Raw genomic sequence first — 14,812 nt, 5'->3', positions numbered from 1 at the left:
CTCCTTTCTCATACTGTTTCATATGAAAGAAACAAAATCCTTCAGCTTGCCACCATCTCGGTGAAAAGCGAGGCCTTCTCGTATATCATAGACCATGTCTTGCGCGAAATATTTCCTGATTTCTGCTTCTAGTCGCTTTTGCACGGCTGGCTTAAGTTTCTGTTCCACGCGGAATTCCAAATGTCCTTTTCGATGTTGTAGCACTTGATAGCGAATCGCATCGCCACTGTCCATCACGATATTCTTGAAAATATAATACAAAGTGAGGCTTGGATAGCTCTCTTTTTCTCCAATGATTTCTTTGCCAATGCGCCCCATCACAGATGTCACAATCGTATGCTCGCGGCCACAAGCACATGCTGTTTCCGTGTCCAATTCGACATAATCGCCCAGGGCGTAACGAATGATTGGAAAGGAGTGTGAGAACAAGTTTGTTACTAAAATTTCACCATCAATGACTTCAACAATAACATTCTCCATCGTTGTATGCATGTTCCCCTCAGGGCACTCAAAGGCGATAATTCCCGTCTCAGCCGCACCGTATTCACTAATCATTTTTCGTCCAAACACTTTTTCTACAGTCGGCTGATACGCGTCAAAAATCTTCTCAGATGTACCTTTGATCATTTTCAGCTTTGTGTTTATCGAGATGTTTTCTTGTTCTATCTTCCGTGCCACGTGGTAAATCATCGAGGAATAGCCTTCTAAATAATCCGCTCGCTCTAATCTTTTGATAAAAGTTTGAATCTCGTCTTTTTCATAGGAAAAGATACGGAATCGGTTCACTAGTTTATCCATGATTTTTAACTTCCAATGTTTTTTCACATCCAAATTGTAGCCCCAGAAGTAGCCATTTCTGTCCCACGGCTGAATATCATACCAACTGTAGCCTCGGTGGATAGCCGCCCGGTGTCTGGCATCCCATTCTAAATTACGTTGAAACGTGAGAGGAGACCCTGTGCTGCCAGACGTTTCAGAAAATAGCAATTGTTTAAAATCAGCCGTCGCATGGATAGCTTCATTTTCTTCGAGTAGCGTTTGCTTCGTTATCGGGGGGATACGTTGGAGATCAGCTAGCGTTTGAATCTGCCTAGGATGCACATTCGATTCGTCTAGCTTGGTGCGATAGTGCGGAGAATATTTATATGCCCAGCTGACAAGTGCTTGTAACTTTTCCAGTTGATAGGCTTCCAGTTCTGCTCGTGACCATGTATCGCTTTCTTGTAGAAAACTTTCCGCAGCTGGTAAAAGGGGGTTGCGATGCTTGACGCCTTGCTTATAAATCCATTGATACACGTTAACGCTCTCCTCTTGGCTGGTAGGTCCACGTTGCTTGGAGGACTTCCCAGAATAAGTTTTTTTGTTTCTTTTTGATATAAAATAATGATACGAGTAAAAAGGCTGTTGGTGTGCTATACATACGCTTGAATAGCGGACCCTTACTCAACATTTGTGCTTCGGTGAGTCTCGTTATTCGCGGTTGTACGGCATGGTACACCAAACATTCTGGATGAAAATAAGTGACATATCCTTGTCGGAATAAATCAGATAAGAAAATGTTTTCCTCGCCAGAAATATAGGTAGCGCCTAGTCCAAATACTTCATCAAAACGGATAGCTGGCCCTGCTTCGTTCTTCTCCAAACATGACCGTTTCACAAATATTTCAATCGAGGAGCGACTCATTAACTCACGTTTCGTTAGGAATTTTGACGTTTGGATATGCTGTAATCGGCCGAATTGTTGACGGTCTGGGTCGTACATGTTGAAGCTGATCACATCTTTGCCGGTTTGAAAGGATGCGACTACGTGTTCAAAGGTCTCGGGAGCGTACCAACAATCATCGTCACCGAATGTCACGATATCACCCGTTGCGTATTCTAATCCGAGGTTCCGCGCCTTAGAAAGACCGCGTTCTTGCATCATCACAACCCGCGTCGTTAGCTTATATCCCGCTAAGACCTCACTCCACGTATCTTGTTCCTGCTGCAAAACGAGGATAACCTCTAAATGGCTGTATGTTTGATTTTCCAACGTTTCTAACATCCGTTTTAGTTCCATGACACGGTCACCCAGTGTCGCGACAATCACCGATATTTTCGTGAAGCGATTCATTGCAACTGCCTCACTTTAGCTAGCGGACGACCAACAGATTGATAGGCGATGCCAGCTGCTTCCATCTCATATTTGTTAAAACAATTTCGACCATCTAGTACGATTGGATTCGCCATCCATTTTTTAAAAGTATCTGGTGATATCGCACGAATCTCGTCCCACTCAGTGAAAATAAGGCAAACGTCTGCACCTTCTAACGCCGCTTCGATGGAATCCTTCATGATCGACGCATCGCCGAGTTTTTCCGCTGTTTGCGCCATCGCAATCGGATCATACGCCTGAATAATCGCGCCTTCTTTTTGTAAGACCTTCATGTTAGGAATCGAGGGAGCTTCGCGTAAATCATCGGTATTTGGCTTGAATGTTAGACCAAGAACGGCAATTTTCTTTCCTGCGATTGTTGGCATCTCTTGACGCAATTTGTGAAGTAATAAATATTTTTGCTTCTCGTTAATTTTGATTGTTGCTTCGATGGTTCGTAAGAGAAAACCGTGATCTTCGGCAAGCCAATGGAGCGCCTTCGTATCTTTTGGGAAACAAGAACCGCCATAACCAATGCCTGCTCGCAAGAAACTATTTCCAATCCGCGGGTCATAACCCATTCCTTCTGTGACTTCCTCGATATCTGCACCCAGAATGTCACACAAATTTGCAATTTCATTTACGAACGAGATTTTGAGAGCTAAAAAATCGTTACTGGCGTATTTGATAAGTTCCGCACTTTTTCGTGATACCGAAACGATGGGCTGTCCATAAGCCGCGTATATATCCCGCATTTTTGCCTCCGCAGTTGCCGACTCCGTTCCCACCACAATCCGCGAACCGTGTAACGTATCATACACCGCGCTTCCTTGCGCTAAAAATTCCGGATTAGACACGATATCCACATCCACCGCACTTCGCAGCGCACCACGCACAATCGCTTCAATTTTGTCATTCGTCCCAACTGGAACCGTCGATTTCACAATTACAAGGCCATCCTGCTGCATGCTGGCACCAATCTCATGCGCGACCTGATACACCGCTGCCAAATTCGCTGAGCCATCTTCATTTTCCGGAGTTCCAACGCCAATCACAATCGCCTCGGCATCTGCATAAGCACTGGCACTATCCGTTGTAAACTGAATTCGACCAGCCGCCAATTGTTCTTGCAATAATGCTTCTAAACCTGGTTCAAAAATCGGTGAAATCCCTGCCGTCAGTCCCGCAATTTTCATCGCATCTACATCCACCGCTGTGACCATATGTCCATGATGCGCGAATCCTACCGCAGAAACCAAACCGACATAACCCACACCTGCAACTGCTATTTTCATCCTATTCGTCCTCTCCTCTTCCATAAGGCATTGCCCACGTAACAACTGAAAACATAACTCGTATAGACGAGCGATAAACCTTCTTGTTTCCGGTACATCTGCCAGTTTTTTTTTTGAGCATTCTCCATTTATTACTCGATAGCGATGTCGCACTCACCCGATAATACGCGAGCGGTTCCGTCATCCCATAGGCATAGTCCTGTTTTTTTAAAATCGATAGCCACGTTGCCGTATCCTGCCTCGCCCGCAACAATGGCATTCGAAAATCGCCAACTTTTTCCCGGTCAATTAGCACCGTCAAACACCCAATAATCGTATTTTTCAACAATTGCCGATAATGTATTTTCTCAGGTACGCGCACGGTTCGCTTAAATACTGTCGGCTGTTCTTCAAACACATGATACGCCGTAAATGTAAAGCCATAATTGTGCGCCTTCATAAATGCCAGTTGTTTCTCCAACTTCTCCGGATGCCACAAATCATCACTATCTAAAAAAGCAACAAACCGTCCACGCGCCCGACTTAATCCCTCATTCCGCGCAAAGCCCGAACCACGGTTCTCCGTCAATAAAATCAGTTGAATCCGCGAATCCCGTTCTGCCAATTCCCGCAACATATCCCGCGTCCCATCTGTCGAGCAATCATCCACTAGCAATAGCTCCCAATCCTGATACCCTTGCTGTTGAATGCTCACAATACTTTCCTTCAAAACCGTACTATTATTGTAGGTTGGCATAATAATGCTCACTACATCTGCTTGATATCCTTGCCTCATGAAACACCTATCCTTCTTGAAACGTACCATATTTTTGGCGCAGCCACGGCTGTTGTCCTTTGCGATCCCTGATTTCCTCTGCAGAATACAACACCGCTGAGCCTTTTCGTATCTTCTGAATCTTTCCGCGTGCTACAAGTGAATGAAAACATTGTTTGGAAACACCAGACACTCAATGGCTTCCTGCGTTGATAAAAACAAACTATTCAGTACTTTCAACTACTCTTCATATTTTTGTATCATCATATCGCTCCTCACTCCCCTATATCTCCGGAATCGTGACAATCACTGGTAATTTCGTCACATCTTCAAAATCTTTTATCGTTTTAAATGTGCTTTTCAAAGACTCTCGAATAACAAGACTAGCTAAACTGAGTGTTAGTACCATCACAAAAGCAAGAATCATATAAATCCGGATTTGTGACATAGTTAAATTACCGCTAAGCTCTGCATCTGATAAAATATTCACGTTGTCAATATTCATCAGTTTCGGTACTTCTTTCTCCATGGACAAGGCCAGCGTCTCTGCAATCGCGCGCGCCATCTTTGGGTCTTCCTGCTCGACATGAATTGATATGACTTTGGACTCTTTCTCATTTTGTACACTAATCACTTGGCGCAGCCCAGAAACACTTGTAGAAAGATCCAATCGCTCAATCACGTCGTCTAAGATCACTTTACTCTGCAAAATGACATTATAGGTATTCACTAATTGTGTATTGGAATCCGAACTTCGGTAATTCCTAGTTTCTTCATCCGTTAATTTCGGATTGATAAGCAGTTGTACAGACGCATCATATTTCGGCGCCATGAATTGATAACTCGCAACACCAACCAAACACGTTGCCATAATCGCGATAACCAGCGCAATCAAGATTTTTTTGCGAATGATGGTGACTATATTTACTAAGGATAATTCTCGCTTCATATTCTCCATCCTTTACGTCGTCCTATATTTGCTTCCTTTTCCTTCAAGCTCCTCGCAACGAGTGCAAAGAAGAAGAAAAAAATTTCGTTCAAAACTAGCGACAAAGAGGTCATCATCGATAAATAGCCAATCAAAGTAATGACCAACCACCATTGCTCCCGGTCCTCTATAGCCGCTTGTACCAGTGTCCACAGAATTGCAATAATCGCTACTGCGTAAAGTATCATTCCGACAATCCCTGTTTCCACTAAAATTTCCAAAAAAGAATTGTGCATGAAAATCGCTTTTCCAGCTGAAAAAGCATGGTAGAATTGAAAGTTGAAAGACCCAATCCCTAACAACGGTTTGTCCATGAAATACGCCAAACCATCCGTCCAGATATCGAACCGGCCACTTCCGCCATCTTCACCGACCGTTCCAAATCGCTCCATCATCAATTCCCACAATGACACTTCCATGAACTGATCAAAGAAGAAGTTCGCTATAAGAAAAAATCCGATTGAACCAAGAATTAACATTAGTTTGGACTTCATACTTCCAACCAGTAAACATAGCGCTAATACAATAATCAAAGAGATAATTGCACCACGTGATAGCGTTAAAACAATGCATAATATCGCAATAAATCCACCGAGTAAGTTCCACCATTTTTCCCGATGCGTCAGGAAGTAAGCAATGAATAACATGTTGATAAAAACGAAGATATTAGGATCATTCGTCAGACCAAGCAACCTTGCAAAACTCCGATCAATCATCACTCCCATTTCGCGAATCCCGTTTCCCTGCATGTTGAATCCCAAATTAACAAGCCCCATCACGTAATAGCCCAGACTCAAAATATTGAACACAAACCCTGAAATGATAATTGTCCACTCGATATCCTTCCACTTAATCTGATCTAACCAATACCGACAAAAAAAAGTAAAAGATAAGCAAGATAAACGTAGCACCAATCGCTCGAAGCGCAGCAGCTGGATAAGCCGTGATTACGCCACGTAAGTCGTAATACACATAAAAACTGATAAATGCCATTTCAAAAAACAACAGTTTAGAAATCGTCATTTGTGGTGAGTAGTACAACATTAAGCCAAGGAACAAAAGCATGTAGGGCTTCAATGCCAAGCCAATCTGTAAATTAAACTGACTTCCAATACTGAGAAACAACAACATCAATGTGAGTAGAAAAACCTGATTTTTAGAATAGCGAGGGGAAATACTGTTAGCATAATCACATGATATATCACTTTTATAATCCATCTTTGTTCTCCTATCGCACGCTTTAGTAATAATAACGGTAACGATCTTTGACTTTCACTTTGACACGATTAAATACAATTCCGAGGCACGTAGCTGACACTTGGTTCAATACATGGTATGTCCGTTCTACTTCTTCCTTCCTCACTTCATCGTATTTAACGACAAGTAATGTCGCATCACTATGGTTCAAGATTGTTTTCACTTCTGGTACAAGTAGAACAGGAGGCGTATCAATAATCACTAGGTCATAGTCCTTTTTCACTTCAAAAATGAACTTCTTTAATCTCGTTGCATCAAACAATAGGCTAGGTGAATCTTCTACTAAACCGCTTGTCAAAACATCCAACCCTTGTACATCAATATCCTTGATGCATTCTGTCAAAGCATATTCACCTTTTAATACGTCACAAAATCCGACCGCATTCGATAATCCTAACTTCTTATGCACAGAGGGACGTCGGAAATCACTATCAATCAGCAACACCTTCTTGCCAGCCTCCGTGAAACTTCTAGCAATACCTATTGCAATGGAGCTTTTACCTTCGCTGGATAGAGATGATGTCACACTTATTGCTTGGATACCTCGTTGCTCCGATAACTCAATCGTCGTTCTGATATGCGCCATTTGTTCCTGAAAAAATGGATTCTCATTCAGTATTTCTTTTACTCTCATCTACTATTCACCTATTCTTGAAACGTATTTGTCATCGTCTTTAATGTATCACCATCGAATGTCACACGTAGCTCTCCGTATCCACGAGGACCAGTGATGAAGAAGGCCTCTATCATGTTTTCCTTTGTATTCACATCAATACTCTGAGCTGCACCTGCATATTTTGTGAGCAATTCTTCTTTTGTCCAGTTGTCTCTTTTGGTGATTTCTTTGGCATCTGTAATTGGAATGTAAGCATTCTGTACAAAATAGGTTGTCGCATCACCCGTATCGCTTCTAGTAACCGCATCCTTATCCTGAATCACAATCTCACCATCTGTATATTCCAACGCATTATTGCTTTTCGTCAGTTCCGCAAACTCCTGTTTGCTTACTTCTGTATCTTCATTTTTCCATGATGTGACTGGACTGTATTCTTTTTCTTGATGTGAACAAGCTACTGTTAAAATTGTCAAAATTGCGATTATTGATATAATTGTTCTTTTCATTCTGCGCTCCTTATCTTGCACCGCTACCACTTAAAACCACTTGGATCGTTTTGCATAGTATGCGCGCTTCATTTTTGATAGACATGGAATTAATGTACTCCAAATCGAGTTTTAATTTTTCTTTCGGGGAAATATCATAGCCTCCATTGACCTGTGCCCAGCCAGTCAGACCTGGTTTGACAACTAATCGTTGGGTGAATTTGGGGTAAAGAACTTGGAATTCTTTGGTGAACATTGGTCGTTCTGGTCGTGGACCAATTATGCTCATCTCACCTTTTAATACATTCCACAGTTGAGGTAGTTCGTCTATTCGCGTCTTCCTAATAAAGTGGCCGACTTTTGTGATTCGTGGATCATTCTTTTCCGCCCACTTAGCGCCACTGGCTTCCGCATTTTCTTCCATGGACCTAATTTTGTAAATAGTAAATTCATTACCTCTATGCCCCACTCTGCGTTGTCTATAGATAATTTGTCCAGAAGATTCTATTTTCACAGCACACACTGTCACGAGTATTACCGGTGAGGTCAAGACTAGTAACGTTGTAGCAAAAAAAAAAGGTCAAATAGTCGTTTCATGCATTGGAACATAGATGATGTTTTCTTCGCGTTCATTTGACTGTATCTAAATTCATAATCCATTGTCTCCATCCTTTCTTCTCTGCGTGATTATTTTGCTTGGTTGTACTTATGTCATATAACGTTATACCCGAATCCATCATACGATTCTTGACGTTTTTTAACACATCGGACACAAAAGGAATTTCGGTATTAGTAAGGTAAAGATATGCTAGTCTAAACCCAGCATATCTTTTACCTCAATTAAAAATTTATTTGGTAACTACTAGGTCAGCATAAGCAATGCCGTTTGCTGCTCCTTGACTTAAGAAGATGATTGCGCTCGTGTTTGTTGCGCCTGTTGTAAATGTTAGTATTCCTTGCGCGTAATCTGTTGCTGTTACAAAAGCGTTGGCTTGCGTCCCACCAAACGTCTTCACGCCGATAGATAAACGAGCGCCTTGTTCTACTTTACCGTACATAGAAATTGTATACGTTGTATTTGGTAGTAAACCTGTGATTGTTTGTTCAACACTTGAGTTACCTTCTAACTTCACTACTTTGTTACCCTCTTCTGTGACGATAACCGGAGTTTGCGCTGTCGCTGCTTTCCATGTTCTCCAACTTGTTAGGTTGTTGTCGAATTGACTATTTTTTGTTAGATTATCTGTTTGTGAAGCTTTTAAGTTGTCAAATAATGTTGTCGCACGTGCCAGTTCGGCCTCTAGAACAGCTTTCGCTGCTAAGTTAGCCGGTACTGCAGCTACTTTTGCAGCTACTGCGGCTAAATCCGCATCAGTTGTCGTCATCTTAATAGCACCATTATCGCTTAGTACAGGTGTTAGATGTGTCGTGCTAACAGCTGTTTGTGCTGTAAATAGATCTGCCAACGCTTCTGTGGCTGCGCTAACTTCTGGACGTTCGCCTTCTGGTGTGACATCTTTAAATCTTACATCATCGATAGAACCAGCGCCTGTTCCTGAACCTTTCATCATGAAGAGCGTGGCTGTTTTATTCGTTGTACCAGTACGGATAGTCACACTTGCTTTTGCATACTCTGTACCACTAATACGTGCTGTTTTTTGTGAACCACCATAATTTTTCACACCAACACTGACATAGCCGTTGTTATCTACTTTGCCGTAAATTTCAAGGGTGTATGTCGTATTTGCTTTTAAGCCAGAGATAATTTGTTCTGTGCTTGATCCAGCTGCAAGTCTCAAGACATTATTTCCATTCTCTTGTGTTGTTGTTGGTGTAGTTGACGTTGCGCTATTCCATGGTTTCCAGTTAGCAATTCCACTATCGAATTCACCATTTTTCACCAAGTTACCTGTTTCTTCTGCGCTACGAATATCCCAAAGATCTTGCGCTGTTTTCAGTGTTGCCAGTAAATCCGTTTTAGATTCATAACTATCTTTCATTGCGTCTACCATCGCTTTTGCTGCATCAATATCCGTTTGTTTTGTTGTTATTTTTAGCGCGCCATTTTTGTACAGGGTCGTTGTGTTTTCATTCACACCAATGACAGATAAATTCGTAAACAAGCTATCCACCGTATTTGTTGCTTCTACTACTTCTGGAATGCTGTCTTCACCATTGTCTGCTTTCGCAATAACAAAATCGGCAAAACCATTGCCAGTTCCAGCTGCTTTCATCAAGAAGAACGTCGCTGATTTAGCGTTAGCACCTGTTGTGAAGGCGATTTGACCTTTGCTATAATCGGCACTGGTTACACGGATACTTTGTTGTGTTCCACCGTGGTTTTTAATACCCGCAGATAGGAATGTCCCGTCGTCTACTTTACCGTAAAAATTCAGCACATAGTTCGTGTTTGGTTTCAATCCTTGGATTGTTTGTTCTACACTGGAATTAGAAGCAAGTTTCAATGCATTACTTGCGAAACCTTCTTTAGCCACCACTGTTGGTGCGGTTGAACCTGAACCAATCCATGTTTTCCAACCATTTAGAGCACTATCAAAAGTACCATTAACCACACGATTACCAATCTGTTCATTATTGCGTGCGATGAGTAGATCCTGTGCTTGTTTAAGCTGTGCAGCTAAAGCCACTTTTTCCACTACTTTGTCTGGGACTAAGTCTAGTTTGTCTTGTGCTTCGTATATTTTTTCTTGCGTTGTATCTAGTTTCACTGCACCAAAAGCATCAGCCTTTTGCCCAAAATTAACGAGTGTTGTCAATAAATCTTGGATCGCTTTTTCTGCTGCCAAAAATTCTGGTGAAGTGGACCCATTGTGAAGGTTGACTAATTCTTGTGCTTTGTCTAACTCTTTTTGTAGGTCTGCCTTGATGATTGGATCCGTGACTTTGTTGATGAGATTTTGCGCAGCATCAATTGCATCTTGGTCTGTCGTTTCTTTGATAACACCTGTTTCTGGTTTGTTATCTTGGAACAATTCGTTGACTGCTTTTTCTGCTGCTTCTTCGCGCATTTTTTCTGCCGCTACTTTGTCTGCTAGTAAATCTTTCGCTTTATCTAGTTCTTTTTGTAGATCTACTTTGATAATTGGATCTGTGACTTTGTTGATGAGATTTTGCGCGGCATCAATTGCACCTTGGTCTGTTGTTTCTTTGATAACGCCTGTTCCCGGGTTGTTATCTTGGAACAATTCGTTAACTGCTTTCTCTGCTGCTTCATTTTTTGACGCATTGTTTCTCTCATTTAGCAATTCTTGTGCACGATCTAATGTTTTTTGTAAACTTCCTCTTACTGTGCTAACCTTAATGAGATCAATTTGTGTTTGCGCAATGTCGATGGCTTGCTGAGTTGTGATATCTTTGATTACATCCGTTATAGGATTATTGTCTTGGAATAATTGATTTACTAGGAAGGTTGCGATTAGTTGTTGACCCTCATCTGCTGCCGCTTCCAGTTCTGCTGCAATTTTAGCATCTAGTAATTCTTGTGCGCGGTTTAGATCCTTTTGTAAACCTTCTTTGATGGTTGGATCTGTTATTGCTTTGATTAAATCTTGTGCTTTATTAACCTCTGCTTGGTTTGTTGTATCTTTGATGTCTCCTGTTACGTCATTGTTTTTGAACAGTTCTTTCACACTTGCTTCCGCTGCTTCTTGACGTCCTTTTTTCTGCCGCTATTGCATCATTTTTTGCTTTTAATTGTTTCTTCGCTTCATCTAAATCTTTTTGTAATGCAGCTTTTTTTCGTTGTATCTGTTACGGCATCTACTAGTTTTTGAGCGTTGTCAATAGACACTTGATTCGTTGTATCTTTGATGTCTCCTGTTACGTCATTATTTTTGAATAGTTCTTTCACGCTAACTTCTGCAATTGCTGTATCCTTTTCCTTTTGCGTTACCTCCACAAGACCAGTACTTGTAACCATGTAAATCGTTGTGTTTCCTTTTGCTAATGTTGTTTGATTCGTTAAGTTATCGATGGAAAAACGAACAGCCGGCTCTTTATGCGTTACTGTGATGTAATCACCAATATTTAGCGTTGCTTGCTCTGTAGTATCTGGATATGTTTTATTTCCAATGTAGTCTTTACTATATGTCACCGTACCATTTTCTTTTTCAATCTGTACACTTACATAAGCATCTGAAAAATAAGAATGTGGTACGCCTGCCATAGTACTCATTGTTGCTTGCATATTCTTGATAGAAACCTTCATAGTTCCAAATACGCGGTCTGCATAGCCTTTAAAAGTATACAGGTACTCTTCACCAATTTGGCTCAGTTGTTTTTTGGCTGTATCTAGATCTTTTTGTAACGCTGCTTTTTTTGTAGTGTCTGTTACCGCATTGATAGCAGTTTGCGCCTTATCAATTGCTGCTTTATCTGTTGTATCTTTAATAACTCCTGTCACATCACCATTTTTGAATAGCTCTTTTACGCTTGCTTCTGCTGCTTCTTGACGTGCTTTTTCTGCTATTGCTGCGTTACGTGTATCTAATTGTTTTTGCGCTTCTTTTAGGTTATTTTCTAATTCTGTTTTCTTTGTTTGATCTGTTACTGCATTGACTAACACCCTAGCACTATCGATTGCTGCCTGATTCGTTATATCTTTAATTGTTCCTTTGACATCTCCGTTGTTGAATAGTCCTTTGATACTTGCTTCTGCTGCTTCTTGACGTGCTTTTTTCTGCCACTGCTGCGTTACGTGCATCTAATTGCTTTTGCGCTTCTTTTAGGTTATTTTCTAATTCTGTTTTCTTTGTTTGATCTGTTACTGCATTGACTAACACCCTAGCACTATCGATTGCTACCTGATTCGTTGTATCTTTAATTGTTCCCTTGACATCTCCGTTGTTGAATAGCCCTTTGACACTTGCTTCTGCTACATCTAAAACTGCTTTAATATCAGCTGTTACTTGTTTATCTGACTTTGTGACACTCAGCTCAGAAAAGTACATAACGTGCCTAGTTGCTGCCGTACCACTTATTCCGATATAGATTTTAGTCTTTGTATCAGTTGCAGTGAAATTCAATGTTCTTGTAGCTGTGCGTGTCCCCTCAGATGAAGTGAACGCAGTTCTGCTAGCATTCCCAGCCCTCATGGTAATCGTTCTATCCATGTATTGAGGTACACTAAACTTTAAACTAAATGTATATTCCTTACCAATTTCGGTATCAATCGTCTGAGACAGAGTGTCATTATTTAAAGACATAAAATCAAGTTCAATTGAGTGATTATTATGAATTTTATAAGTTCTAGCACCTTGACTTATTGCATAAGTGCCTTCAACTTTAAGAGCTCCATATCCATTAATATTATTCCAACTTAAGAGACGATACTTATCATTAGGATCTATCGTAATATCTGAACTAATCAAATTTGGATTGTCTATTAGATTAGCTGGATTGATTCCTTCTGCTGCTTCTATATTTGGTACATACATATTAAATGGTGCTACAACGCTTGAACTAATAATTGCTGTTACTGCTAAAATACTAAATGCTTTTTTCATTTTGTTATTATTCCTTCTTTCAAATTTTTTTTACTTTCATTTCCTTCTGATTTTTAGAGTTTCAAATTAAAAATTCAGTCTAATCACCTCCATAAGCACAAATACTAAAATGTTAAATAAATTTTTCAGTTTATTCTGCAGTTACATTTTGATATACGTAAATCGTTCATCCACCATGATATTTCCCTTATTTTCTAATTTTTTTCATAGCCTTATTAAGTGTCATAGGACTTACTCCTATGTATTCAGTTATAAGTTTTCTTGTAAAAAAGGGCGGTAGTTTTAAAAAAACATTCGGTTCGCCATCATTTTCTCCAAATTTTTCTGCGAGTAGTTTTAAAAAGGTTAACACCCGTTGTTCCTTATCAGATACCATTGCCATCATCTTCTCTAAATAAATACGGTGTATTTGCATCATATAGTTATAATGATATAGATACCCCTCTTGAATATTCATAATATTCGCTAATACATCGTGAAATTTAAATCTCCAGATAATGATTTCGTCAGTCATCGCTTCCATCCTAATTTTCAATTTATCTGTATCTCCCTCAGAATGTAAACCTATAAAATCTCCAGAACCAACAAAGTCTACATTCTGATTTCCTACATGTACTGAACAGACACCTTTTTCAATCGCAAATACATACCTATTAGCATCATCGTCGATTTGAAATATATCTGATTTCTCCAAAACCAATTTTTCTTTCTCAATCGGATAATTATCCTCTTCCAGCAATATTGGTAGCAGTTTTTCGATGTTAAAATCTTGTTTAATAGCCTCCATATCATAAAGCTTTGCAATACTCATAATTTATACCTCCTATAAACAATCATACCAACAAATTTATAGCCCTTCGCTCTAAAAATATATGATTTTATACGTTTTTACCTCTAATTTTATACATTTTTGTGTATAATTTGTGTCTAAATGATGAACTTTGTATCATTTTAGTTCTATATATACTTCTAAACACATTTACACTTAGATGTACACAAGGATTACACGCCTACCATAAAGAATCTTATCTTTACTATATAATTTATTTAGGACGTTTGTAAGAGTTGTTGCTTTAATATTTGTATAATTTGACAACACTTTTCTAGTGAAGTATGCTGGAATTCTAACCACATCGTGACTATCCAATTCTTCACCAAAACGTGAAGCAATTGTTCTTAAAGAAAGTAATACCTTATTACTGTTGTTTAGTTTCATTACATTGCTTTTCTGTGTCACATTTTTCTGTATATCCATCACATGTTTATTGTATAGTAACAACCCTTTTTTATGACTTGTTACTTTAGCTAAAACATCTGTTAATTCGAATTTCCAGATAACCGCTGTTTTTGAAAGTATTTCTCCATGTAGGTTCAATTCATCATTCATATATAGCCCTAGAAATTGATTTACTCCTAGAAAATCAATTGTTACTGTATCGCTATTCATAGCAACTATTCCTTCAGAAATACCAAACACATAATTAACTGTCTTATCGATATCTTCAAGTAATAATTTTTGACCTTTATTAAAAGTCTGCTTTTCACTTTTAATGGGTGATATCTCATCATCTAACAAAAAATTTTAAAAAACTGCTGCATTTTGTACCTCCTATATTTTATCCTATGCTTTGCTCTTGTTACATCTAATTTAACATGATACAGAGCCTGGATTGGGCTATTCTAAAAAAAAGATAAAAAAAAAAGAACCAATTTATAAATAACCTCTTTTTTTTCTGAATTCAAATAATTATTTGAAAT

At 39.6% G+C, this 14,812-nt stretch carries 15 protein-coding genes and 1 pseudogene; all 16 read right to left on the bottom strand.

Annotation, left to right across the window (positions count from 1 at the left end; all coding sequences use genetic code 11):
* Positions 1-18: 18 nt before the first annotated feature.
* Positions 19-1,296 (bottom strand): phenylacetate--CoA ligase family protein, encoded by a 1,278-nt coding sequence (locus tag PROCOU_RS04795; protein ID WP_036070024.1) that lies wholly within the window; start codon positions 1,294-1,296, stop codon positions 19-21.
* A gap of 1 nt (position 1,297) precedes the next feature.
* A complete protein-coding gene (locus PROCOU_RS04790; RefSeq protein WP_051994195.1) occupies positions 1,298-2,113 on the bottom strand; it encodes a glycosyltransferase family 2 protein in 816 nt (271 codons plus the stop codon).
* Positions 2,110-3,429 carry a UDP-glucose dehydrogenase family protein gene (locus tag PROCOU_RS04785; protein WP_036070023.1) on the bottom strand — a complete coding sequence of 440 codons (1,320 nt, stop codon included), beginning with the start codon at positions 3,427-3,429 and terminating at the stop codon, positions 2,110-2,112. Before PROCOU_RS04785 ends, PROCOU_RS04790 begins: the two co-directional genes overlap by 4 nt.
* A gap of 1 nt (position 3,430) precedes the next feature.
* On the bottom strand, positions 3,431-4,204 hold the full coding sequence (locus PROCOU_RS04780; RefSeq protein WP_341871249.1) for a glycosyltransferase family 2 protein: 774 nt from the start codon (positions 4,202-4,204) through the stop codon (positions 3,431-3,433).
* Positions 4,205-4,466: 262 nt separating this feature from the next.
* Positions 4,467-5,132 carry a YveK family protein gene (locus PROCOU_RS04775; protein WP_159101183.1) on the bottom strand — a complete coding sequence of 222 codons (666 nt, stop codon included), beginning with the start codon at positions 5,130-5,132 and terminating at the stop codon, positions 4,467-4,469.
* Positions 5,129-5,980, bottom strand: a complete 852-nt coding sequence (locus tag PROCOU_RS04770; RefSeq protein WP_036070021.1) for an O-antigen ligase family protein — start codon at positions 5,978-5,980, stop codon at positions 5,129-5,131. The genes PROCOU_RS04775 and PROCOU_RS04770 overlap by 4 nt, the downstream gene beginning before the upstream one ends.
* Positions 5,981-6,020: 40 nt before the next feature.
* Positions 6,021-6,389: a hypothetical protein gene (locus PROCOU_RS04765; protein ID WP_036070019.1), complete on the bottom strand. Its 369-nt coding sequence runs from the start codon at positions 6,387-6,389 to the stop codon at positions 6,021-6,023.
* A 22-nt stretch (positions 6,390-6,411) separates the two neighbouring features.
* Positions 6,412-7,062, bottom strand: a complete 651-nt coding sequence (locus PROCOU_RS04760; protein ID WP_051994193.1) for a CpsD/CapB family tyrosine-protein kinase — start codon at positions 7,060-7,062, stop codon at positions 6,412-6,414.
* A gap of 11 nt (positions 7,063-7,073) precedes the next feature.
* Positions 7,074-7,550: a hypothetical protein gene (locus PROCOU_RS04755; protein WP_036070017.1), complete on the bottom strand. Its 477-nt coding sequence runs from the start codon at positions 7,548-7,550 to the stop codon at positions 7,074-7,076.
* Positions 7,551-7,560: 10 nt separating this feature from the next.
* A complete protein-coding gene (locus tag PROCOU_RS04750) occupies positions 7,561-8,043 on the bottom strand; it encodes a sugar transferase (protein WP_244266232.1) in 483 nt (160 codons plus the stop codon).
* Between the two features lie 334 nt (positions 8,044-8,377).
* Complete coding sequence (locus PROCOU_RS19030) at positions 8,378-10,558, bottom strand: carbohydrate binding domain-containing protein (RefSeq protein ID WP_341871250.1); 2,181 nt, start codon at positions 10,556-10,558, stop codon at positions 8,378-8,380.
* 36 nt (positions 10,559-10,594) lie between these two features.
* Positions 10,595-11,188, bottom strand: a pseudogene (locus PROCOU_RS19025) (toxin Cry1Ac domain D-VI-related protein); the annotation flags it as partial.
* Positions 11,189-11,256: 68 nt separating this feature from the next.
* Positions 11,257-12,252 (bottom strand): toxin Cry1Ac domain D-VI-related protein, encoded by a 996-nt coding sequence (locus PROCOU_RS04740; RefSeq protein ID WP_036070012.1) that lies wholly within the window; start codon positions 12,250-12,252, stop codon positions 11,257-11,259.
* Positions 12,152-13,054, bottom strand: coding sequence for a toxin Cry1Ac domain D-VI-related protein (locus PROCOU_RS04735; RefSeq protein ID WP_036070011.1), 903 nt, complete (start codon positions 13,052-13,054; stop codon positions 12,152-12,154). The genes PROCOU_RS04740 and PROCOU_RS04735 overlap by 101 nt, the downstream gene beginning before the upstream one ends.
* A 187-nt stretch (positions 13,055-13,241) precedes the next feature.
* Positions 13,242-13,865: a Crp/Fnr family transcriptional regulator gene (locus PROCOU_RS04730; protein ID WP_036070008.1), complete on the bottom strand. Its 624-nt coding sequence runs from the start codon at positions 13,863-13,865 to the stop codon at positions 13,242-13,244.
* A 174-nt stretch (positions 13,866-14,039) separates the two neighbouring features.
* Entirely contained in the window at positions 14,040-14,630 is a 591-nt protein-coding gene (locus PROCOU_RS04725; RefSeq protein ID WP_036070007.1) for a cyclic nucleotide-binding domain-containing protein, read from the bottom strand.
* Positions 14,631-14,812 lie beyond the last annotated feature (182 nt).

The sequence above is a fragment of the Listeria rocourtiae FSL F6-920 genome, from assembly GCF_000525975.1.
Taxonomy (GTDB): domain Bacteria; phylum Bacillota; class Bacilli; order Lactobacillales; family Listeriaceae; genus Listeria_A; species Listeria_A rocourtiae.
Note: the sequence above shows the minus strand (reverse complement) of the source record. Positions and strands in the feature narration are given on the sequence as shown.